The 22608-nt window shown below is 36.0% G+C and carries 22 protein-coding genes; 20 read left to right on the top strand and 2 right to left on the bottom strand.

The window, feature by feature from the left end:
- Positions 1–120 precede the first annotated feature (120 nt).
- A complete protein-coding gene (locus tag E2636_RS09565) occupies positions 121–699 on the top strand; it encodes an ECF transporter S component (protein WP_134209997.1) in 579 nt (192 codons plus the stop codon).
- A gap of 386 nt (positions 700–1085) precedes the next feature.
- On the opposite strand, the gene E2636_RS09560 is transcribed toward E2636_RS09565, so the two are convergent.
- Positions 1086–1334, bottom strand: coding sequence for a ferredoxin (locus E2636_RS09560; protein ID WP_017380382.1), 249 nt, complete (start codon positions 1332–1334; stop codon positions 1086–1088).
- 106 nt (positions 1335–1440) lie between these two features.
- On the opposite strand from E2636_RS09560, the gene E2636_RS09555 reads away from it, so the two are divergent.
- From E2636_RS09555 to E2636_RS09525, 7 genes are all read left to right on the top strand, one after another.
- A complete protein-coding gene (locus E2636_RS09555) occupies positions 1441–2493 on the top strand; it encodes a YpbB family protein (RefSeq protein ID WP_134209996.1) in 1053 nt (350 codons plus the stop codon).
- Positions 2474–3925, top strand: a complete 1452-nt coding sequence (locus E2636_RS09550) for a RecQ family ATP-dependent DNA helicase (protein WP_134209995.1) — start codon at positions 2474–2476, stop codon at positions 3923–3925. The genes E2636_RS09555 and E2636_RS09550 overlap by 20 nt, the downstream gene beginning before the upstream one ends.
- 73 nt (positions 3926–3998) lie before the next feature.
- Positions 3999–4622, top strand: a complete 624-nt coding sequence (locus E2636_RS09545) for a LysM peptidoglycan-binding domain-containing protein (RefSeq protein WP_134209994.1) — start codon at positions 3999–4001, stop codon at positions 4620–4622.
- Between the two features lie 107 nt (positions 4623–4729).
- Complete coding sequence (locus tag E2636_RS09540; protein ID WP_134209993.1) at positions 4730–5359, top strand: CBS domain-containing protein; 630 nt, start codon at positions 4730–4732, stop codon at positions 5357–5359.
- 67 nt (positions 5360–5426) lie between these two features.
- Positions 5427–6203: a metallophosphoesterase gene (locus E2636_RS09535; RefSeq protein ID WP_134209992.1), complete on the top strand. Its 777-nt coding sequence runs from the start codon at positions 5427–5429 to the stop codon at positions 6201–6203.
- An 81-nt stretch (positions 6204–6284) separates the two neighbouring features.
- Positions 6285–7205, top strand: a complete 921-nt coding sequence (locus tag E2636_RS09530) for a MerR family transcriptional regulator (RefSeq protein ID WP_134209991.1) — start codon at positions 6285–6287, stop codon at positions 7203–7205.
- Between the two features lie 67 nt (positions 7206–7272).
- The gene (locus E2636_RS09525; protein ID WP_134209990.1) at positions 7273–8241 is read left to right on the top strand and encodes a YpdA family putative bacillithiol disulfide reductase; all 969 of its coding nucleotides are present in this window, start codon (positions 7273–7275) and stop codon (positions 8239–8241) included.
- A gap of 148 nt (positions 8242–8389) precedes the next feature.
- Here the strand turns inward: E2636_RS09525 and E2636_RS09520 are convergent, their stop codons facing one another.
- Entirely contained in the window at positions 8390–9361 is a 972-nt protein-coding gene (locus E2636_RS09520) for an asparaginase (RefSeq protein ID WP_134209989.1), read from the bottom strand.
- A 76-nt stretch (positions 9362–9437) separates the two neighbouring features.
- On the opposite strand from E2636_RS09520, the gene prsW reads away from it, so the two are divergent.
- From prsW to spoIVA, 12 genes are all read left to right on the top strand, one after another.
- Positions 9438–10124 carry a glutamic-type intramembrane protease PrsW gene (gene prsW, locus E2636_RS09515; RefSeq protein WP_134209988.1) on the top strand — a complete coding sequence of 229 codons (687 nt, stop codon included), beginning with the start codon at positions 9438–9440 and terminating at the stop codon, positions 10122–10124.
- A gap of 76 nt (positions 10125–10200) precedes the next feature.
- Positions 10201–11001 (top strand): spore cortex-lytic enzyme, encoded by an 801-nt coding sequence (sleB, locus tag E2636_RS09510; RefSeq protein ID WP_134209987.1) that lies wholly within the window; start codon positions 10201–10203, stop codon positions 10999–11001.
- Positions 11002–11013: 12 nt separating this feature from the next.
- Positions 11014–12303: a PepSY1/2 domain-containing protein gene (locus E2636_RS09505; RefSeq protein WP_134209986.1), complete on the top strand. Its 1290-nt coding sequence runs from the start codon at positions 11014–11016 to the stop codon at positions 12301–12303.
- Positions 12304–13636: 1333 nt separating this feature from the next.
- Positions 13637–14311, top strand: coding sequence for a (d)CMP kinase (cmk, locus tag E2636_RS09500; RefSeq protein WP_134209985.1), 675 nt, complete (start codon positions 13637–13639; stop codon positions 14309–14311).
- The gene (locus tag E2636_RS09495) at positions 14312–14896 is read left to right on the top strand and encodes a lysophospholipid acyltransferase family protein (RefSeq protein ID WP_134209984.1); all 585 of its coding nucleotides are present in this window, start codon (positions 14312–14314) and stop codon (positions 14894–14896) included.
- Positions 14897–14990: 94 nt separating this feature from the next.
- The gene (gene rpsA, locus E2636_RS09490; protein WP_134209983.1) at positions 14991–16130 is read left to right on the top strand and encodes a 30S ribosomal protein S1; all 1140 of its coding nucleotides are present in this window, start codon (positions 14991–14993) and stop codon (positions 16128–16130) included.
- A 12-nt stretch (positions 16131–16142) separates the two neighbouring features.
- Complete coding sequence (gene fni / locus E2636_RS09485; protein WP_134209982.1) at positions 16143–17195, top strand: type 2 isopentenyl-diphosphate Delta-isomerase; 1053 nt, start codon at positions 16143–16145, stop codon at positions 17193–17195.
- 431 nt (positions 17196–17626) lie between these two features.
- On the top strand, positions 17627–18937 hold the full coding sequence (gene der, locus E2636_RS09480; RefSeq protein WP_134209981.1) for a ribosome biogenesis GTPase Der: 1311 nt from the start codon (positions 17627–17629) through the stop codon (positions 18935–18937).
- 27 nt (positions 18938–18964) lie between these two features.
- Positions 18965–19987 carry an NAD(P)H-dependent glycerol-3-phosphate dehydrogenase gene (locus tag E2636_RS09475; protein WP_134209980.1) on the top strand — a complete coding sequence of 341 codons (1023 nt, stop codon included), beginning with the start codon at positions 18965–18967 and terminating at the stop codon, positions 19985–19987.
- A 91-nt stretch (positions 19988–20078) separates the two neighbouring features.
- Positions 20079–20282: a DUF2768 domain-containing protein gene (locus tag E2636_RS09470; RefSeq protein ID WP_134209979.1), complete on the top strand. Its 204-nt coding sequence runs from the start codon at positions 20079–20081 to the stop codon at positions 20280–20282.
- 9 nt (positions 20283–20291) lie between these two features.
- Positions 20292–20999 (top strand): YphF family lipoprotein, encoded by a 708-nt coding sequence (locus tag E2636_RS09465; RefSeq protein ID WP_134209978.1) that lies wholly within the window; start codon positions 20292–20294, stop codon positions 20997–20999.
- A gap of 77 nt (positions 21000–21076) precedes the next feature.
- A complete protein-coding gene (gene spoIVA, locus E2636_RS09460; protein WP_134209977.1) occupies positions 21077–22555 on the top strand; it encodes a stage IV sporulation protein A in 1479 nt (492 codons plus the stop codon).
- Positions 22556–22608 lie beyond the last annotated feature (53 nt).

Raw genomic sequence — 22608 nt, 5'->3', positions numbered from 1 at the left:
GCCTATTTTAGTGCGCCTTTCTACTCCCCTAAGCGATAACGGCTTATGGGTTTTTTTGATGGGACTTGAACGAACAAACTTTTCTTCTTGTGGAGTGAATCGACAAAGGGAGAGAGTCATATGAAGAACAACAGATTGCGTATTATGATTGCAGTTGCGATGTTGAGTAGTATTTCATTTGTTTTAATGCTATTTAATTTTCCATTACCAGCGTTACCAGCCTTTTTGAAAGTCGACTTTAGCGATGTGCCTGCACTAATTGCTGCTATAACAATGGGTCCTGTAGCTGGGATTTTAGTCGCGTTATTTAAAAATGTCTTGTACTGGATGTTCAGTGGAAGCCCAACAGGCGTGCCGGTAGGAGAAATGGCTAATTTTGCTACAAGCATATTATTTATGCTACCTGTTTATTTGGTTTATCGTAAAATATCAACTACAAAAGGCTTAACGATTGGATTAATTGCAGGAATTTTCGCAATGGCTATCGGAATGAGCGTTCTAAATTACGCATTATTTTTACCGATGTACACATATTTCTTAAACATGCCTGCAATGACTGGAACTGCATTAAGCAATACAATCTTACTAGGTATATTGCCATTTAATTTAATTAAAGGTCTATTACTATCTGCTGTGGTCATCTTATTATTCAAAACAATGAAAACGTGGTTGGATAACCAACGAGCGATATTCTCTTAAAATAGAATCATAGTTTAATAAAGACCTGGTTCGCGAAAAATGTGAATCAGGTCTTTATTTTGTAGTTTATTGGTAAAATTCACACTTTAATTAGGGGGAAATTGGATAGTTGCAGCGCTATTAAGTAAGTTGCGAAAATAACCCGAAATGTAGGAGTAGGATGTTATGGTGAGCGTGACACAAAATAACTACTGAATAAAAATACAATTCAATAGTCATTTATATGTGCTATGCAGAAACAGAAACAGGACCAAAGGTATTCTTGCGTCGAGAAGGTTTAGAGACCTCTAACGGAAATAAACAGAGTTGTTTAACTGAGCCATTTTAAATATAAAAAGAGGGCTGTTTAAAAGTCATTTTAAATGACTTTTAGACAGCCCACATTTTTATTCGTATTTTAATGCATCGCCGTCAAAAGATTTATCAGAAACTTTAATTGAGTCTGTTGGACAGCCCTCAAATGCATCTTGCATATCTTCTTCGAGTTCATCTGGAACTTGAGTTGTTCCCATGTTATCATCTAAAATAACAAAGGCAATGCCTTCATCATCATAATCATAAATATCAGGTGCTGCAGCGCCACAAGCGCCACAAGCTATACATGTATCTTTATCTACAATGGTATACTTCGCCATGTTAACCTCTCCCTTATCTCCGTTCGCTTGAAAAAGCTTTCATTCCTATTCTAATCATTTTCGCCTCAATTTTCAACCTAAATACTCATAAATTGGAGGATGTCCTATGCTATTTAAACAAATAATCCTACATATGGTCGATCGATTTAACAAAGAGAGGACAATTGCAGCCCCTTTTCATATGATTAGAGGAAAACGTTCGGGTCAAACAATCCAAGATGTTAAGGTCTATAATCTTACAAAATATTTTTCATTGTTTCCTAAACTAACGAAACAATCTTACGATCAAGTTATTCAACAGATGATTCAAATAGGATGGATAACTGTAAATGAAATGTCTGTTCCTCAAATTACAGAGGTAGGGAAACAGAAACTATACGAAATGCCATCACTTAAGTTAAATGGTTGGTTATTTAGAGGTAATGAACGAATTTTTCTTCAACGTTTATCACTTGTGACACAAACATTGTCACATGTAAATGCAGAAAATTTATCATTCGTCCCTGTACAAAAAGATGAAAAGATTCACTCTTGGGTGCGACAATATTTACATAGTTTTCCCTACAAATCTGATGAGTTTATCAGAAGCTATTATCAAGAGTTAAAGACAGTTTTCCATTCTGATAATCTATCAAATATACATGTGACAATTTTAAGTCATCGATTATCTGGGTATCGAGTTAGTGGTGTTACATGGCAACAATTATCTCAAGAATTGAAGGAAGAACAAGTTGACCTCCAAATCTTATTAAATGAAAGCTTACATATCTTACTGGATGAAATTTCAACAAATAACATGTTGGTACTGTTGTCTAAGATGAGTGAAGGAATTAAGCCGACGACACCATTAACAGAATCAGCTAAAAGAACAGCTGACCTTCATCAACAAGGCTATTCTTTTGATCAGATCATTTCACTACGGCATTTGAAAAAAAGTACAATAGAAGATCATTTCGTGGAAATGGCGATGAATGATCCTTTATTTTCGATTCAATTATTTTTTGAAAACGAGGATATTTTAATGCTAATTCAAGAAGTTAAAAATCAATCAACAAATAAATTAAGAACATTAAAGGAAGTTTTTCCAAACTTTTCGTACTTTCAGTTAAGGCTATTATTAGCCGGTAGAGGTGAATTAATTGACATTGAATCTTCATAAAGTATTATTTGAGAAATTTGGCTATGCTTCATTTAGAGCAGGACAACAAGAAATCATAGAAAGTATTCTTAACAAAGAAGACGTTGTGGCAATCTTACCTACAGGAATGGGGAAGTCACTTTGCTATCAACTGCCAGGATATATACTGCCATCTTGCGTAATCATTATTTCCCCATTACTATCTCTGATGCAAGATCAAGTGGAACAATTAAAAAAATTAGGAGAAAAACGAGTAGTTGCTTTTAATTCTTTTTTGACACCAAATGAAAAACAGACGCTTTTACAGCAATTAGAAAGGTATAAATTCATTTTTTTATCTCCTGAAATGTTAATGCAAGAGCAAGTGAAAATCAAACTTCAAAGCATGCCAATTTCACTAATTGTTGCCGATGAAGCTCACTGTATTTCACAATGGGGCTATGATTTTAGACCGGATTATTTACGTTTAGGTGAGTGGTTAAGTCACATTAGTCGACCACCAATTTTAGCTTTAACTGCTACAGCCACAAAACATGTAATAGAAGACATAAGTACTCACTTGACCATGCAACAACCTACCCTTCATATACAATCACTAGATAGACCAAATATTCACTATGCTGCTGTGGAAATAGATTCTCAAGAAAATAAATTCGAGAGAATATTAAAGCAAATTGAAAGTTTTTCAGGACCTGGGATTATTTACACTCAATCTAGAAGAAAAGCAGATGTGTATGCACAAAAATTAAGTGACAAAGGATTCAGGATTGCCTCTTATCATGCAGGAATGGATCAAATTGATCGTATGTTCGTCCAACAACAATTTTTGAACAATGAGATTGATTGGGTATGTGCAACAAATGCATTTGGAATGGGTGTCCATAAAGATGATATCCGTCAAGTCATCCATGATCATATTCCATCATCAGTTGCCAATTATGCACAGGAAGTTGGGAGAGCAGGAAGAGACGGTTCAGATTCACTAGCAATTTTATTTTATACCAAGGATGATGAGGATCTTTCAATTTTCATTACAACTAACGATTTTCCTGATGAATCCCATATTAGACTTTTTGATGAGTCTATAAAAAAAGGATTAAACCCCAACCAACTAATATCACAAGGCTTGCTAACAGAAACACATGTACGAATATTAACTTTTTGGCTGGCTCGAAAAAAAATTAACGAAACAATTGAGATTTTACAGCAATTAAAACAGCAAAAAGTGGAACAAATATTTCAAATGAAAGATATTTTATGGAATTCGCTTTGTATCAGACAACAAATTGTTGAATTCTTTGGTCAGAAATTGAATTCAAAGCCACTAAATTGTTGTTCAAAATGTGGACTGAATATAGAAGAGTTAATAGATTCTTCAAAGGAACACGTACGCGAATTGAAGTTACAATCATGGGAAAAAAGAATATCGTTATTATTCAAAGGAATTGAATAGAAGTTTATTTTACTTTTTCTACAAATTTCGTCATAATAAATAAAGACGATACGTAGAATAGGAGTTTATATCAATGAATAAAAATGATTATCAAAATAAAATTGACGAGCATCGAAAACCAATTCAAATAAATGATGAGGAAAAGCCAAATACACGAACTTCAAGACGTTCGAATAATGTGGCTCCGAAGAAAACAAAACAAAAAACAAATTTAATGTTACCAATTTTGTTCTTTTTCTTTATTTTAATTCCTGTTTCAATTTTAATATATGTTTTTGCTTTTTATGAGCCAAACTCAAATGAAACAACTGTTTTAGAAAATAGCCAATTTAAATTTGAACAAAACAAAGAAGACACTGAGTCGGATTCGACTTCTGAAAACAAAGATACACAAAATCAAGAAGAAACTACTGAACCTAAAGAAGAAGAGCCAGTAGTAGAAGACACTTCTAAAGTAGCAGAACCTAAAGAAGAAAAGCTATCCGAAGAACAACCTAAAGAAGATACACCGGCAGTAGAACAGCCTAAAGAAGAGACACCTCAAATTGCAAAAACGCATGTGGTGCAACCTGGTGAGACACTATATCGTATTGCTATGAATTATTACAATTCAGCTGATGCTGTCGAGAAAATTAAATCCGCAAATGGGCTCACTTCAAATTCGATTTCTACTGGTCAAGCATTGGTCCTTCCTTAAATTTAATGAAATAATACTAGTGAAATTTGTAGAATGAGGTACTATAAAGAAGATACAAGGAATTTTTGTACAATAGGGTAATATTCAAGATAGAATGGAGTGACAGTATGTTTGCAAAAAGTGTAATGATATCTAAAGAAAAGTGTTTTTCGATCCAATCATCAGAGTCTTTACAAGACGCACTAGCGTTATTAGAGAAAAATCAAATTGACGCACTGCCTGTTTTAGAAGACGGCTTGTATAAAGGAATTTTAAATCGCTATCTTGCGTACCAGGCATATTATGATAGCGGATTAACAAAAGAGGACTTTTTAAAAAAAGCTTCTTTAATGGACATAGTAACGCGTGCAGATATTTATTTATCAATTGAAGATGTTTTTGAAAATTCCTTAATTCAACTTAATGACTTCCCGATTATTGCTGTAGTAGAAGAAAATCAATTTTTAGGTTTAGTGACTCGCTACGACACCATGAATCAATTTAGAAGTGCTTTTGGAATGGATAAACCTGGTGTCCGAATTACGTTTACGTCTATAGAAATAGAAGGTCGTATTGCTCGTGTGGGAGACATTATTCAAAAGTTTCATGAATCGGTTATTTCACTGGTTACATTCGACGAATCAGACAAGTTACTGCGACGTATCGTTTTAAAAATCGAGAAACGTGATAACGTTCAAAAATTCCTAAAGGAACTTGATCGGTCTGGATTTCGGGTACTTCACATAAAAGAAGATTAATTCAAAATAAAAAGAAAAGGGGATGGGGCAACCCTCCTCTTTTTAATTTTAGTAAAGAGGTGTAGAAATGCGCTATTTAGCAACCATTTTAGGTGTAGTTTTAAGCATGTCCCTCTTCATGTTAAAGAAAGCATTTGAGATAAATATACGTCGTCAAGACATCCAGTTAACTAATTTTTCTGACCAAAATCCTTTTCGTATCTTTTTCATTTCCGATATACATCGTCGAACAATACCAAATCGATTAATGAGACAAATCGATTCCGAAATTGATGCAGTAATTATTGGTGGAGACTTAGCTGAAAGAGGAGTTCCTTTGAAACGGATACAAGAAAATATTACACGTCTCGCTAAAATTGGACCTCTCTATTACGTATGGGGCAACAATGATCGAGAAGTTGGAGAACAACATATCCGTAAATATATTCAAAATGTTGGTGGAACAATATTAGAAAACCAAGCTATTTGCATAATAAATCAAAAACAACGAGTGTGGATTGTTGGAATTGACGATGTATCTGCAGGACTAGCAGATATTGAAAAAAGTTTAAATAATGTTCCCAAAGAAGACATGAAAATTTTCGTCTCCCACACCCCTTTTGTCTTCAGTAATGTAAAAGAAAAGTATAAATTAAATGTGTTGTTGGCTGGACATACGCATGGTGGTCAGATCCGATTAGGTAAATGGGGATTTTATCAAAAAGGTTCCTTAATAAAGGACCTAGATAAAGCCACGCTTATAAGTAATGGATTCGGAACATCTTTAATCCCCTTAAGATATGGCGCTCCTGCAGAGTGTCATATCTTGTCGATTAAACATAAAAGTTCTACAAATGTTCATTAAAACATACACAAACGTATACAATCTTCACTAAATTTCCTATACTGATACCACAGCAGATGTGAAATTCTTGGAGGTTTAGTCATGCAAAACAACATAGATAATAAAGGGAAATATAACATGAAGGCAGTTTCAACTATGGTAGGCATTTTGCCAGGCACGATTCGTGCCTGGGAAAGACGTTATCAAATGATTGCGCCAATTCGAAATGAAGTAGGGCATCGGTTATATTCAGATAACCATGTGCGAAAACTAAAATGGTTGGCACAAAAAGTAAATGACGGATTTACAATTAGTCAAGCGGTATCCTTATTAGAACAAGATAATAAAGATGAGTCTCATCCGCTATCGCATCAAGAAGATAATAGGGTTACTCAACTTCAACAAGATACATTACAAGCATTTCTTCGTTTTGATGAACGTTCCGCTCAAAATTTTATGGATGAGTCTTTTACCATATTTACGATGGATAAAGTGTTAATTGATATTTTAGCTCCATTACTAGTCCAAGTAGGTTTATTGTGGGAAGATGGAAAAATTACTACAGCGCACGAGCATTTTGCCACATCTATTTTACGTTCTCGAATTGGAGCAGTTATGCATGCTTACCCTCATAATGGGATTTTACCGAAAGTCATTGCTGTATGCGGACCTGGAGAATGGCATGAATTAGGTTTATTAATCTTCACTTTGTATATGAGACGTAAAGGTTATGAAGTCATTTATTTGGGAAGCAGTATTAAGGATGATGATATATCAGTGGTAATCCAAACTGTAAAACCTCGATTTTTATTTATGTCATGCACAATGTTAAGTAATCTTTCACAAACTCTCGAATTATCAAAATCCTTAGAGATAGATTTTCCTAATTTAGTGGTAGGGCTTGGTGGATTTGCTATTGATTCAATGACAATTGAAAAAAAGAAAATTTATCAACAAAACATAATTGGTCCTAACATGAACGAATGGGATAAGTGGATAGAAGAAAAAACATATGCTAATTAGTTGTATAAGTCGTTTCGTTCTCCTATCCTAAGATAGGAGATTTTTTTAATAGAGGAAGTGTAAACTGGTGGAAAAAGTAGATGCAATTATTGTAGGTGGAGGTCCTTGTGGGCTAGCAGCGGCAATATCATTACAAAATATAGGGCTTTCACCCATTATTATAGAAAAAGGTAACGTCGTGGAAGCTATTTACAATTACCCAACGCACCAAACGTTTTTTAGTACAAGTGAAAAACTATCAATCGGGGAAGTTCCTTTTATTATCGAAGGACGTAAACCTAAGCGTAATCAAGCACTTGTTTATTATCGTGAAGTTGTAAAAATAAAAAATTTACAACTTCACCGATTTGAAACGGTAGAACGAGTTGAGAAAAAACAAGATATGTTTGAAATTCATACTTCAAAAACTACATATATAGCAAGAATTGTTATTATTGCAACAGGATATTATGATCATCCTAATTTATTAGGGATACCGGGGGAAGAATTACCGAAAGTCAGTCACTACTTTAAAGAAGGTCATCCATACTTTGACACAGATGTAGTAGTAATAGGCGGAAAAAACTCTAGTATCGATGCGGCTCTAGAATTACATAAAGCTCGTGCACGAGTGACAGTTGTTTATAGAGGAAGTAGCTATTCAAGTAGTATAAAACCTTGGATATTACCTGAATTTGAAGGATTAGTTCGAAGTGGTGAAATTACTATGATGTTTGAATCACAGGTTGAAGAAATAATGCAAGAGGAAGTAAGAATTTACAAACATGGTGAAGTGACTACCCTAAAAAACGATTTTGTGTTTGCAATGATTGGTTATCATCCAGATCATGATTTTTTAAAAACAACTGGTGTTCAAATTGATGACGTCTCAGGTAGACCTTTATTAAATGAACTTACAATGGAGTCCAATGTTGAAAACTTATATATTGCCGGTGTTCTAGCGGCGGGCAATAATGCAAATGAAATCTTTATTGAAAATGGTCGATTTCATGGAGAGGTAATTGCAAATGCAATTACACAAAAAGAAAAGCTGTGAAATAGGGACAGCTTTTCTATAATAATGAAAACATTTTAAGGTGACGAAAGAGGACATGGTTGACGCAATCAAAGACAATGCAGACGCACTTTGAATTGTTCGCCAATCACTCCTCCTTCTCAATCTATCCAAAAAACCGACATCAATTCTAATGTTCGAATATTGCTGATGGAGTATGTGTCATGCGAGAATCAGATAGACCAATTAATAATTTTAAACGTGCTTTTTGACCACTAAGTCCATGGGCAAATAAAACACCCATATCTTCTAACATTTTCCCTCCGCCTTCATAGCCATAAACAGGCTGAGCAATGCCGTTGTAGCATCTGGATACTAATACAATTGGTATATGTTGATTCATTAACTGCTGAATTCCCGGCACAATAGCCGGCGGAACATTACCTTGTCCTAATCCTTCCAATACTACCCCATCATATTTATTGTTCGCAACATGCATTAGTAAGTCTACATCCATTCCAGCATATACTTTAAGTAATGCCACTCGCTTTTTAATGTCTTTCACATCATAGGTTTCATGACGAATGGGTGAATGATGAAAATGAATGGCCGTTTTAGTAATCAATCCTATAGGTCCATACTGAGGACTTTGAAATGTAGAGACATTACTGGTTGAAGTTTTCGTTACATTTTGTGCTGTATGTATTTCATCGTTCATTACAACAAGTACGCCTTTACCAATTGCATGTTGAGAATTTGCTACACGAACCGCAGATAACAAATTATAAACACCATCTGCTCCAATTTCATTTGAAGAACGCATGGCACCAGTTAAGATAATGGGTACATTGCTTTTTATTGTTAAATCAAGGAAGTAGGCTGTTTCTTCTAAAGTATCTGTTCCGTGTGTAATCACAAATCCAGCCACTTCTTTTTCTGCTAACTGTTGTTCGATTATATTTTTCAGTGTTAACATTTCCGTCGGTGTCATATGAGGGGAAGGATAATTAAACGCTTCAATTTCATGTATATCAGCATACTCCATCAATTTATCGATTTCTGAAGTTAAGGGATTTGAATCTCCTGGTACGACCGCTCCTGACTCAAAGTTAACATGCATCGAAATAGTTCCACCTGTATGAATTACTATAACTTTTTTCATTTCAATGTTCCTCCTAATGTCCAATAGCTAGCTTGAAAATGATATAATTAAACTACAAAAAGGAGGCGAGCGCAACATGATTATATTATTATCTGTCGCAATCGCTCCAGGACTTGCATTATTTAGTTATTTTTATTTGCGTAATCAGATTTCTTCAGAGCCATCTAAAACATTGTTTCACACATTTCTATATGGTGCTATTTTAACGTTTCCAATCCTCTTTATTCAACATGTGTTTGAATTTGAGAATATAATTCAATCATTGTTTTTGCGGAATGTGCTATTTACAAGTGTACTTGAAGAGTTTTTTAAGTGGCTCATTTTAGTTATGCTTATTTATAAACATGTTGAATTTGATAACCCTTATGATGGAATTCTATATGGGGCAAGTGTATCTCTGGGATTTGCAACGGTTGAAAATATTTTATATTTATTTACATATGGACTAAATACGGCATTCTTACGTGCTCTATTGCCTGTTTCGAGTCATGCCATTTTTGGCGTTGTAATGGGTTATTATCTTGGACGTGCAAAATTTGCAGTAAGCCGCTCATCAAAACCAATCCTGTTTGTCGCCTTACTTGTACCACTAGGCTTACATATGATATATAATGGGATCTTAGCAATTGAGAAGATTTCATTATATTTTATGATTCCATTTATGTTGTTCTTATGGTGGTTAGGTTTAACGAAAGTAAAACAAGCACATTTATTGACGCTGCAATATTTTAATAAAAGTAATACTATAAGAGAAATTTTGTGAAATCAATTTTAAATTGGTTTCTTTTTTTTGTATAAAAATCGCATGATTTCCCATCCTAATAAAAAGGAGAGTGTGTATGCGAAAAAATAAAGGGTTTATCTGGCTTGTCATAATTTGTTTGATGACATTATCACTTAGCGCTCCTGATCGATCTGAAGCATTTTCTGGTCAAGTCATTGAACTAGGTGCGTATGGCGAAGATGTAATTGAACTACAATCTCGATTACAATATATCGGTTTATACAAAAATAAGATAGATGGTAAATTTGGATATGGGACTTACTGGGCTTTACGTAATTTCCAAGATCAATACGGTTTACCAATAGATGGAGTTGCGGGACAGAATACAAAAACGAAACTTGTCAATTCGTCGACCTATCATAAAGAATTTGTGCGAAAACAACTGAATCAAGGTAACCAATTCACGCATTATGGAAATGTTCCATTGGAGCAACAAGTGAAAAAAGGTACAAATCAAGGAGGAACAAAACAATCAGTTCAAACGCAATTACCATCTAAATATTCCGATCAGGATTTACAACTTATGGCCAATGCGGTTTACGGCGAAGCGCGAGGTGAATCGTATGAAGGACAAGTTGCTGTTGCAGCTGTAATAATAAATCGACTGGAAGATGCTGAGTTTCCAAACACGATAAGTGCAGTTATTTTCCAACCATTAGCCTTTACAGCAGTTGCTGATGGTCAAATATGGTTAACACCAAACGAGCGTGCAAAAGAAGCCGTACTTGATGCGTTAAATGGTTGGGACCCTACAGAAAATGCGCTTTATTATTTTAATCCTGACACTGCAACTAGTGATTGGATTTGGACAAGACCTCAAATTAAAAAAATAGGGAAACATATTTTCTGTATGTGAGGAGGAAATGACATGAAAATTTTATCAAGCGTATTAACAATTGTCTTAATAATAATGGGCGTATTTTTATATACATCAAAACAAAATGAAAAAGATTTAGCACTTGACTTGCGAGCTCAGTACACAAATCGATTGAGCGATTCATCTGAAAAACTAAGTGAGTTGCAAAAAGCCGTGCAAAGTTCGACAGTCTTTAAGGACAAAGCTGCTCAAGCACAACCACTGGAAGATATTTGGAGACTTACTTCTGAAATAAGAAGTGATATCGCTTCACTGCCTCTCCAGAGAGAATTTTCAAATGAATGGATGAATTATCTTGGGCGACTAGGAGAGTATGCGAAATTAAAGGGTCAGGAAAAAGTTGCAGATGATAAATGGCTAGTAGTTACAACAAATGTAGCAGCAAATTTAGATGAGTTTTCATATGAATGGCAAAATGCAACGACTGAATTATTAGCAAAACAACAATCTTTTTCTAAGTGGCAAAAAGAGGTAAAAACTGCACAGCCCTCAAAACAATGGAGTGGAATGACAAAACAGGTAAAAGGGTATTCGGAAGCTGATTTTCCATTGACAGCAAGTGAGTCAGATGATCAAAAGAAAAAAGACTTACAAGCAATAGATGAAAAACCAAAAACTGAACAAGAAGTTGTAAGCAACATGAAAGAAATGTTCCCTAAATTTACTAAAGCAAAAATAGTAACGTCTACTAGTAAATCTGAAGCTCCATATCCTTTCTATCACATTCAATTTCATGAAGGTATTCGAACCGGTTATGCAGATTTCACCAAAAAAGGTGGTCATTTATTATCATTGTTAGTGGAACGCCCTATTGGGGAAGATCGAATTTCGCAAGAACAAATGAAAAAGAAAGCAATTGAAGCGGTAAAGTCTTTTGGTTTTGATGATTTAGAGCTTGTTGAAACAAGAGAAAATCATCTTGTATGGCATGTAGTTTTCGTCAGATTAGATCCCGTTAACGATGCGCGCGTTTATTCAGATGCGGTTCAGTTAAAATTAGCTAAGGATGATGGTGAAATTTTAGGTGTTAATACGATGGAATATATTCAAAAAGAAAAATTACCTGACCAAAAAATAGTAGCTATCGATTGGAATACATTTTTTACATCTGAAGCAAAAGTAGAACAGGAAAGACTTGCTTATACTGAAAATAAACAATTGCAACAAAGACTTTGTTATGAACTTTTAGTATTGAAACAAACTGATGATCAAAGTCACACATTCCGCATATTAGTGGATACTGAAACTAGAGAAGTTTTGAAATCTGAATTGTTGACTTAATATGTGTTGGAAAATTGGGTAGATGTGAGAAAAGAAAACAATGATTTAAGGAGAAAACCTACGTTTATAAAATTTGCCGATTTTGAACGAAACGTTGCCTTTTTCTTTCGTAGTACTTACTTTGCTTAATTGGTTTACTTCGAATATAGACTTGAAAACGAGCGCAGTGAGAGTTACGAAGTAAGCATCGACTATGCTATCCGGCTCGCTATGAACGGCAAACCCACTGCTTCATAACCTAGAGTGCAAAAAGAATCGTGTTGTGACCTTGTCACATCACGATTCTTCTTTCTGATAGGCAATATTGCGGCGGGTGTGCGTCCGTCAATCGCCTTCAACCTTCACGTGCACAGGTCATTGATTTTGGGTGACTAGATTGGTACCACACTCTATAATAAGTATCGCTGAAGATGCTAGCTAACTTTAAAGAATCACTCCACGGTCTTTAAATGAAAGGTTTCACACACATTCCCGTACCTGTGAAAGACACCAATCTCCCTCGATTTGTGACTTACACAGGTATGCAAAATCCTTGCTTGAAGCGAACGACTCGAAAAAAAGGTGGCAAATCGTCTAGCCGTTCCACCTATTTATCACTTCGGTTTTGAACTTTCTTTAACGAGGATAGCGAGTGTTGCATCATATGAAAAATTATTTGACGCATATCTTATATAAGACTTAATTTATGCTGGTCTTGGATTACCTATAAGTCTCGAACAGCATATATTCAGCTCAGCATCTAAAGGTGCTCACCCATTGTAAATTTAGATACTATTCATGATTGTATCGGGTTATATTTATCAAATAAATGATACACTTCAAATTCTTTATCAAAATTTCTCAATTTATTGTCATGGGTGGAACCACTTAAACTATGACTATTTACAAGATTGATTATTTATTCAAAATTACTTTTAGAAACCCATTACCTACAGCTTTTATAGAATTCTTCATGCAATTGCATGAAGAATTTTTTTCGCACCGGTACCCGATATAGTATCCGATTTATGGTACTTTTTTTAGATGAAAGAAAGTATGTGTACAAGTGATTAAAGTGGGAGGCGGCGGCTCCGGCGGGAAAAGCTAGACAGACGAGACCCCGCAGGGAGCGTAAGCGGACGAGGAGGCTTGGTGCTCGCCCGCGGAAAGCATCCGCTTGGAACGGAAATCACCTATACTAGTCCATGCTAAGAAATAATAAATTAACTTTTTAAGTGGCCACGATTTAAGTCATCTGAATTTTAATAATCATCAAAACGAAAGCTCACGTGAGTGGGCTTTTTTCTGTTTTCCTATGGTACAATATATGTGAGAAAGTTTAGGAGTTGGTCAAATGAAAAAAAATATACAAATAGCAATTGATGGACCTGCTGCTGCGGGCAAAAGTACAATAGCGAAACTAGCGGCTGAAGATCTTGGTTATACATATATTGATACAGGTGCTATGTACCGTGCAATTACGTATAAAGTACTCAAACGTCACATAGATTTAGAAAATGAAGAGGCTCTTACACAACTGCTTTTTGAAACAACAATTGAGTTGAAACCGTCAAGTGATGGACAACTTGTCATCTTAGATGACGAGGATGTTTCAGATGAGATTCGCTCTAATATTGTGACATCTTCCGTTTCCATTGTTGCCTCACATGCAGGACTAAGAGAGGAAATGGTTAATCGCCAACTAATAATGGCTAAAAGTGGTGGTGTAGTGATGGATGGCCGAGACATCGGGACTCATGTTCTGGTTGATGCGGAATTAAAAGTTTTCATGTCTGCATCTGTCGATGAACGAGCGAAACGCCGTCAGTTAGATAACGAACGTCGTGGAATTGACTCACATGTAGATCAGCTTAAAAAAGAAATCGTAGAACGCGATAAAATGGACACTGAACGACATGCTTCCCCTCTAGTTCAAGCAAAAGATGCAATTTATTTGGACACTACGAATTTAACAATTCAAGAAGCTGCCAAATACATTATTCAGTTAGCAAAAGAGAGGATGAGCTAAGTGAACTTATACCATTTTACGAGATCTTTAGTAAGGACCATTTTAAATCCGATTTATCGTTTTGATGTTAAAGGGTTAGAGCATTTTCCTGAAACAGGGGGAGTATTAATTTGTTCGAACCATATTAATGCTCTTGATCCACCAGTAGTTGGAATAACTGCACCGCGTCCGGTTTATTTTATGGCAAAAGAAGAGTTGTTTAATGCACCCATATTAAAGCCACTTTTACCGAAATTAAATGCTTTTCCAGTAAAGCGAGGATTAAGTGACCGCGAAGCATTGAGAAGAGCAATCACCATTTTAAAAGGCGGTGAAGTGATGGGTCTTTTTCCTGAAGGAACTAGAAGTGAAAATGGGGAACTCGGAAAAGGTTTCTCTGGAGCTGGTTTTTTTGCGCTTAGAGGTGAAGCGGACGTTGTTCCTTGTGCCATTATAGGACCTTATAAGGCCTTTAAGCGTTTAAAAGTAGTTTATGGAGCTCCAATCATCATGCAACCATATCGCGATCGTAAGGCATCTGCTGAGGAAGTAACATTAGTAATCATGAACCAAATTCAAATGTTATTAAATGAGAATAAATCTTGAAATATGTTGTTTTGTTTTAAAAAGTTCAAATTTTTGTTTTTATTAAAGAATTCGCATAATATAAAGAGTGGAACGTTGTGAAGGAGGATGCTATATGTCTGAGGAAATGAACTTGCAGGAAAATCAAGAATTTCGTGAAGGAAATCTTGTAAAAGGTACGGTTGCCCAAGTTGAGGAAAAGGCAGTTACTGTCACAATTGAGGGTGCACCTTTTGATGGAATAATTCCAATTAGTGAACTGTCAAGCTTACACATTGAAAAAGCTTCTGACGCCGTTTCCATCGGTGACGAATTAAATTTAATTATTACAAAAGTTGAAGACGACAATTTTGTGTTATCAAAACGCAAAGTAGACGCTGCAGAAGCTTGGGATTCATTAGAGCAAAAATTTAAAAGTGGTGAAATTATTGAAGCGGAAGTTAAAGACGTTGTTAAAGGTGGACTTGTTGTTGACCTTGGTTTGCGTGGATTTGTTCCAGCTTCATTAGTAGAAGATCACTTTGTAGAATCATTCGATGATTATAAAGGAAAAGTTTTAACTTTTCTAATTGTTGAAATGGAAAAAGAGAAAAACCGTTTAATCTTATCCCATCGTGCAGTTGTGGAAGCACAGAAAGAGTCAAACAAGAAAAATGTTCTTGACCACATTCATGCTGGAGATGAGCTAACAGGCACTGTTCAACGAATTGCTTCTTTCGGTGCTTTTGTAGATCTTGGTGGGGTGGATGGACTTGTTCATATATCTCAATTATCACATGAGCATGTAGAACAGGTTTCAGACGTTATTCAAGAAGGGCAACAAATCAAAGTGAAGGTGTTGTCTGTCGACCGTGACAGCGAACGCATTTCTTTATCAATTAAAGATACACTTCCTGGACCTTGGGAAGGAATAGAAGATAAAGCACCACGTGGTTCTGTTCAAACAGGTACAATAAAACGTCTAGTGTCTTACGGTGCATTTGTTGAAGTATTCCCTGGAATTGAAGGGCTTGTTCACATCTCACAGATTGCCCATTCTCACATTGGTACGCCACACGAAGTATTAAAAGAAGGGCAAGAAGTACAAGTGAAAGTATTAGAGGTCAACAAACAAGATAAACGATTGTCACTAAGTATAAAAGATTTACTAGAAAAAGAAAATGAATATTCAGGATCTGATTACCAAATGCCTGAAGAAACAAAAGGTTTTTCAATTAGTGATGTTATTGGTGATAAATTAAAAGATTTTAAATAATGGAGTATTGTAATGACTAGAGCTGAACGAAAATTAGACCATATAAAACATGCTTTGTCGACAGGGCAATCTAGAGCGACTTGGTTAGATGATATACGTTTTGTCCATCAAGCTCTTCCCAACAGCAGTTGGGACAGCGTATCCTTGCAAACTCAAATAGGCGAACTCGTTTTTGGTTCGCCTATTTTCATTAATGCAATGACTGGTGGGGGAGGAGCTAAAACGACTGAGTTAAATAGTCAATTAGCTCGTATTTCTCGTGAAATGAATATACCTATGGCTGTAGGATCTCAAATGGCCGCGATCAAGAATTCAGAAGAAATCCAGTCTTATGCGACCGTACGAAAAGAAAATCCAAATGGAATGATTATTGCTAATTTAGGTAGTGAAGCCACAGTGGATCAAGCGAAACGCGCAGTAGATATGTTGGAAGCAAATGCTATTCAAATCCACTTGAATGTCATCCAGGAATTGACGATGCCTGAAGGGGATCGAGATTTTCAAGGAGCACTTTCTAGAATTGAACAACTAGTAAATGAATTAACTGTTCCTGTAATTGTAAAAGAAACAGGTTTTGGAATTTCACGTGAAGCTGCGATTAAACTCATGGAAATGAATGTCGCTGCCATCGATGTTGGTGGTTTTGGTGGAACAAACTTTGCTGCAATTGAAAATGAACGGCGACAAAGAAAACTCACCTATTTTAATGACTGGGGTATCCCGACAGCGGCATCTCTTATAGAAACAACCACCATCAATTCAACTATTCCTTTGATAGCCTCTGGGGGTATTCAACATGCACTTGATATTGTGAAATGCTTATCAATCGGTGCTTCTGCCGTTGGGTTAGCAGGAGTGATATTAAAGACATTAGTTGATGATGGCGAACTAGCGACAATTGAAGAAATCAAGCAAATAAATGAAGACTTGACGATGTTAATGGTGTCACTTGGCGCAAACTCAATTCAAGAGTTACAACAATCTCCATTAATTATTTCAGGTGACTTGCACCATTATTTATCGCAACGAGGCATTGATACACATACATATGCAAATCGTAAATAATAGAGAGATATAGACATATTTATACTGGGCTCTATTATTACAATTTATCAGACATGAAGTTAAGTTAAACCTTAATGGCTTTCACTAAAAAGATAAGATTGTTTCTATGTTGCTTCATATAATACTTAGTTGGGTATTATTAAGTGAATAATAACTAAAGACCTGACTCGCCTAAAAAACGAATCAGGTCTTTTTTGTGTAAAAGAATGTATATGTTGTTGTCATTATGCACTTCTAAGCTTTCCAGCGATAATCAAATCATTCGTAATTTCCTGCTTAAAGTATGAGTTATACTCACAGTAATGTATTCAATGGTCATCTCCGTAGATAATTTTCCCTGCTTCACATTTCAAGATGTCGAGCTTTCATAGCGTTTTGCTCTATTCTTATGTATAATACTTTAGAGATGAATTTGGAAGGATGTAATAGATATGCCCAAACCGGTAGTAGCAATCGTCGGTCGCCCGAATGTAGGAAAATCAACAATCTTTAATCGAATTGTTGGGGAGCGCGTTTCCATCGTGGAAGATATTCCAGGTGTAACACGTGACCGTATATACAGCGCGGCTGATTGGTTAACTCATGAATTTAATATTATTGATACAGGTGGAATTGATATTGGGGACGAGCCCTATTTAGATCAAATTCGTGCACAAGCTGAAATTGCCATCCAGGAATCAGACGTTATTATTTTCTTGACCAATGGTCGAGAAGGAGTTACAGCTGCAGATGAGCAAGTAGCGAAAATGTTGTATAAAACAAAAAAGCCTGTCGTGTTAGCAATTAATAAAATTGATAACCCTGATATGCGCCCGATGATTTACGATTTCTATTCTTTAGGATTCGGTGAACCATTCCCAATTTCAGGTTCTCACGGACTAGGTCTTGGTGATTTATTAGATGCAGTAGCAAAAAGTTTCCCAGAAGAAGATGAAGAAGAATATCCTGAAAACGTCATTAAGTTTTCATTAATTGGACGTCCAAATGTAGGGAAGTCTTCTTTAGTGAATAGTTTCTTAGGAGATGACCGTGTAATTGTTAGTGATGTTGCGGGTACTACTCGAGATGCAATTGACACTCAATATGAATATGAAGATCAACCTTATGTCATCATTGATACAGCTGGGATGCGTAAAAAGGGTAAAGTTTATGAAAGCACTGAAAAATATAGTGTACTTCGTGCATTAAAAGCAATTGAACGTTCTGACGTTGTATTAGTCGTATTAAACGGAGAAGAAGGAATTCAAGAACAAGATAAAAAAATTGCTGGATACGCTCACGAAGCTGGTAAAGCTATCATTATCGTTGTGAATAAATGGGATAAAGTTGTAAAAGATGAGAAAACGATGAATAAAACAACCAAATTGATTCGTGATCATTTCTTATTCTTAGACTATGCGCCAATTATTTTTGTTTCAGCGGTCACAAAACAGCGGGTACATTCAGTTTTACCAGTTATAAACCGTGTCAGTGAAAACCATGCAATGCGTGTGACATCAAGTATCTTAAACGAGGTAATTGAAGACGCAGTAGCGAGAAACCCTGCCCCTTCAGACAAAGGTCGTCGTCTGCGTATATACTACGCTACACAAGTTGCTATCAAACCACCAACATTTGTCGTGTTTGTAAATGAACCAGAAATTATGCATTTCTCATATGAACGATTCCTTGAAAATCGAATTCGCGAAGCATTCGATTTCGAAGGGACACCAATTCGACTTATAATTCGTGCTAGAACATAAGCTGTTTTCAGTAAAGGAGTTACTAACATGCAAAATGTAGTTGTTTTAGGTGCCGGTAGTTGGGGGACAGCTCTAAGTATTGTCCTTTCGCAAAATGGTCACAATTGTTTGTTATGGTCACATCGTGAAGACCAAGCAAATGAAATTAATAATCACCATTCAAATAAAAAATATTTGCCTGACACAGTATTACCAAATACAGTGAAAGCAACTTCATCTTTAAAAAAAGCAGCCACACATGGAAAAATAATAGTGATGGCTGTTCCTACAAAAGGTATACGTGAAGTGTGTCGTAATATCAAAGAATGGATTCAAGAGCCCATTCTTTTTGTCCATGTTTCTAAAGGGATAGAACCTGATTCCTTAAAACGAATATCTGAAGTGATGCGAGAGGAATTGCCCTCTGATCTGATTCAAGAAATTGTAGTCCTATCAGGCCCAAGCCACGCTGAAGAAGTGGTCTTAAAACACCCGACTACAGTAACAGCTGCTTGTGAAGATATTCAGAGCGCTGAAAAAATACAAGATTTATTTATGCAGAGTTATTTCCGTGTTTATACCAATTCAGACGTCATTGGAGTTGAAATTGGTGGTGCGCTAAAAAATATTATTGCATTAGCTGCCGGGATATCAGATGGCTTAGGATACGGTGATAATGCTAAGGCTGCTTTAATTACTAGAGGTATTGCTGAAATTTCTCGTCTTGGAACTAAAATGGGAGCAAACCCCTTAACGTTTTCAGGTTTAACAGGAATCGGTGACCTAATTGTGACATGTACAAGTGTCCATTCAAGGAACTGGCGTGCAGGAAACATGTTAGGTAAAGGCATGCAGTTAGATGAAGTATTAGAACAAATGGGTATGGTTGTCGAAGGTGTTCGAACCACGAAAGCTGCATACCAGTTGTCTAAACTTCATAAGGTACCCATGCCAATAACAAGTGCTCTTTATGCTGTGTTATTTGAAAAAGTCGATCCCAAACAAGCGGTTGATCAATTAATGGATCGCGTCAAAAAGCATGAAATGGAAGACTTATTTGAATATCTTTAAATCGTCACAAAGCAAGAGGTAGCAGGTCTGCACCTCTTGTTTTTTCGTGCTATAATTACGGGTCGAGAGACAGTGAAGGGTGGTTAAATTTATGTCATCATTAGATAAAATGTGGGTTTCTTTTGCATCTATGGGATTTATGATGATCTCTATGGGGTTAATTTATATTAGTAGACACAAAATAAATAATCGATTGATTAAGTTTATTTTTGCACTTGTAGCGTATGTACTTCTAATAAGTGGATTTTTAAGTATGATTTATATTGTATTTAGCGGTCCTACTGGAAGGTCGTAAGGTGGCGCAATGAAGAAAATACTTGTTTATGTATGTATTATTAGCACAATGATGTTGTCGGGATGCATGTTGCCTGAATCTATAAGTGTTGAGAGCCAAAGACCTTATGAAGATCAATTGGCATCTGTTCAAGCAGCTGTTGAGAAATATCAAGAATCTTCAGGTGGTTTATTACCTATAAAAACGAGAGAACAAGAAGTTGACCAATACATTAAATACCCAATCGACTTCCAAAAAATTGTACCTACATATTTAAGTGAAATACCACCAAATGCCTACGAAAAGGGTGGTTTATTTCAATATGTAATTATGAACGTTGAAGAAAACCCGACGGTCAAATTAGTCGACTTACGTTCTGCAACAAAAATTAGAGAATTAAATGTTCAAATTAAAGTTAATGGTTACGGTCCGATTGCTGGAAAAGTAGCTGAAAATGTTTACAAATTAGATTATCAAATTATGGGTTATGAAGATGAACAAACTGTTCCTAGCCCATATTCAGATGTGAATCTCCCATTAGTTGCCATTGGAAATGGAACCATTTACATCGATTATTCGATTGAGTTAAACCGGATTCTTCAACAAGATAATCCGGATGTCAAACCTGGAGAAGATATTCGCTATCTTCTTGTTGATAAGTACCCTGTTGTTCCAGCCTATTCACTTCCATATACGGTTAATGAAAATAATGAACCAGAATTTTTATTAGAGAAATAAAGACAAACGTTTCATGCATATGCATGAAACGTTTTTTTTGTGCATACGATAAAGTGCGTAGGAAAGGGGACAATGATATGACTGAAGAGCTATATCAGCAAATAGCCGAACGGACAAATGGAGATGTATATATCGGTGTTGTTGGACCAGTACGAGTTGGGAAATCAACTTTTGTCAGACGAGTAATGGAAAGTTTAGTAATCCCGAATATGACGGATGAAGTGGACAGACTTCGTGCCCAAGATGAACTACCTCAGAGCTCTCCTGGTCCAGTAATTATGACGGCCGAACCGAAATTTGTACCAGCTCATGGTACTAGTATTCAAGTCGGCGATGACGCATTCCGCTTTAATATTCGCCTGGCGGATTGTGTAGGTTATATTATTGATGGTGCAAAAGGTTATGAAGATGAAAACGGTCCTAAGTTGGTTCACACACCGTGGCATCACGAACCAATTCCGTTTCAAGAAGCTGCACGAATTGGTACAGATAAAGTAATTAGAGATCACTCCACCATTGGGATTGTAATGACAACGGATGGTTCTGTAAATGATATTTCTAGAGCAGCTCTAGAGCAAGTGGAAGAGGAAATTATTGGTCAATTAAAAGAAATTGGCAAACCATTTGTAGTATTGTTAAATAGTAAATTTCCAGCTTATGAACAAACAGGTAAATTACGCTCGGAGTTACAAGACAAATACAACGTGCCGGTCATTGCAGCAGCGGTTGATAAAATGACTGTCCAGGAAATTCAACACGTCTTAAAAGAAGCGCTTTATGAATTTCCTGTGACCACATTTGAACTATTAAAACCTGAATGGATGGATGTTCTAGAAAGTGATCATCCTTTAACTCAATCTCTTCAAAATTCATTAGAGTCATGGTCTAAACAAGTTGCGAAAATACGTGATGTTAAGGATTTAGCATCATTTTTAGCAAAAGAGCCTTATGTTGAACATGCCGAGGTAATTGAAGTAGATGCAGGGAAAGGTAGTGCTTCAATTCAAGTTGATTTAACTAATGAAGCATTTCAATCAGCCTATCTTGACTTTTTGGAAGAACCAATTGTAACGAAAAAAGACTGGCTTTTATATGTAAAAGAATCATCATATGCAAAAAAATCTTATCTTCGATTTCACGAAGCCATTGAAATGGCCAAAGAAAGTGGCTATGGTGTTTCATTACCATCGGTTCAAGATTTCCAACCATCTGCTCCAGAATTAATTAAACAAAATGATTTCTTCGGTGTAAGAATGAAAGCGAAAGCACCTTCACTGCACATCATCCGTGTTGATATGGATGCTGAATTCTCACCTTTAATTGGCTCTGAATTTCATAGTCAACAGCTATTGAAAGATTTAAAAGAGGCATATTATCATAATCGTGAAGCGTTATGGGAGACTTCATTATTCGGAACTCCCTTACACGAAATGTTAAAAGAAAGTATGCGTTTTAAAACAGAAGCTGTTCCTACACATGCGAAGAAACGTATGCGTGAAACGATAGAACGTATGGTAAATGAAGGCGATCGTGGAATGGTTACATTTATCCTGTAAAAGAGCAGAGGACCTCGCATTTACCTATGCGAAAAGTCCTTTTCTCCTTTTTT

Origin of the sequence: Paenisporosarcina antarctica (genome assembly GCF_004367585.1) — a bacterium.
Lineage (GTDB): Bacteria > Bacillota > Bacilli > Bacillales_A > Planococcaceae > Paenisporosarcina > Paenisporosarcina antarctica.
The sequence above is the reverse complement of the archived record's forward strand: the minus strand, read 5'-3'. Positions and strand labels throughout refer to the sequence as shown.

What these genes read in the sequence shown, in the direction of transcription:
- E2636_RS09565 (WP_134209997.1), top strand. Translation starts at nt 121, where the DNA reads ATGAAGAACAACAGATTGCGTATTATGATTGCAGTTGCGATGTTGAGT.
- E2636_RS09560 (WP_017380382.1), bottom strand. Translation starts at nt 1,334, where the DNA reads ATGGCGAAGTATACCATTGTAGATAAAGATACATGTATAGCTTGTGGC.
- E2636_RS09555 (WP_134209996.1), top strand. Translation starts at nt 1,441, where the DNA reads ATGCTATTTAAACAAATAATCCTACATATGGTCGATCGATTTAACAAA.
- E2636_RS09545 (WP_134209994.1), top strand. Translation starts at nt 3,999, where the DNA reads ATGAATAAAAATGATTATCAAAATAAAATTGACGAGCATCGAAAACCA.
- E2636_RS09540 (WP_134209993.1), top strand. Translation starts at nt 4,730, where the DNA reads ATGTTTGCAAAAAGTGTAATGATATCTAAAGAAAAGTGTTTTTCGATC.
- E2636_RS09535 (WP_134209992.1), top strand. Translation starts at nt 5,427, where the DNA reads ATGCGCTATTTAGCAACCATTTTAGGTGTAGTTTTAAGCATGTCCCTC.
- E2636_RS09530 (WP_134209991.1), top strand. Translation starts at nt 6,285, where the DNA reads ATGCAAAACAACATAGATAATAAAGGGAAATATAACATGAAGGCAGTT.
- E2636_RS09520 (WP_134209989.1), bottom strand. Translation starts at nt 9,361, where the DNA reads ATGAAAAAAGTTATAGTAATTCATACAGGTGGAACTATTTCGATGCAT.
- prsW (WP_134209988.1), top strand. Translation starts at nt 9,438, where the DNA reads ATGATTATATTATTATCTGTCGCAATCGCTCCAGGACTTGCATTATTT.
- sleB (WP_134209987.1), top strand. Translation starts at nt 10,201, where the DNA reads ATGCGAAAAAATAAAGGGTTTATCTGGCTTGTCATAATTTGTTTGATG.
- E2636_RS09505 (WP_134209986.1), top strand. Translation starts at nt 11,014, where the DNA reads ATGAAAATTTTATCAAGCGTATTAACAATTGTCTTAATAATAATGGGC.
- cmk (WP_134209985.1), top strand. Translation starts at nt 13,637, where the DNA reads ATGAAAAAAAATATACAAATAGCAATTGATGGACCTGCTGCTGCGGGC.
- rpsA (WP_134209983.1), top strand. Translation starts at nt 14,991, where the DNA reads ATGTCTGAGGAAATGAACTTGCAGGAAAATCAAGAATTTCGTGAAGGA.
- fni (WP_134209982.1), top strand. Translation starts at nt 16,143, where the DNA reads ATGACTAGAGCTGAACGAAAATTAGACCATATAAAACATGCTTTGTCG.
- der (WP_134209981.1), top strand. Translation starts at nt 17,627, where the DNA reads ATGCCCAAACCGGTAGTAGCAATCGTCGGTCGCCCGAATGTAGGAAAA.
- E2636_RS09475 (WP_134209980.1), top strand. Translation starts at nt 18,965, where the DNA reads ATGCAAAATGTAGTTGTTTTAGGTGCCGGTAGTTGGGGGACAGCTCTA.
- E2636_RS09470 (WP_134209979.1), top strand. Translation starts at nt 20,079, where the DNA reads ATGTCATCATTAGATAAAATGTGGGTTTCTTTTGCATCTATGGGATTT.
- E2636_RS09465 (WP_134209978.1), top strand. Translation starts at nt 20,292, where the DNA reads ATGAAGAAAATACTTGTTTATGTATGTATTATTAGCACAATGATGTTG.
- spoIVA (WP_134209977.1), top strand. Translation starts at nt 21,077, where the DNA reads ATGACTGAAGAGCTATATCAGCAAATAGCCGAACGGACAAATGGAGAT.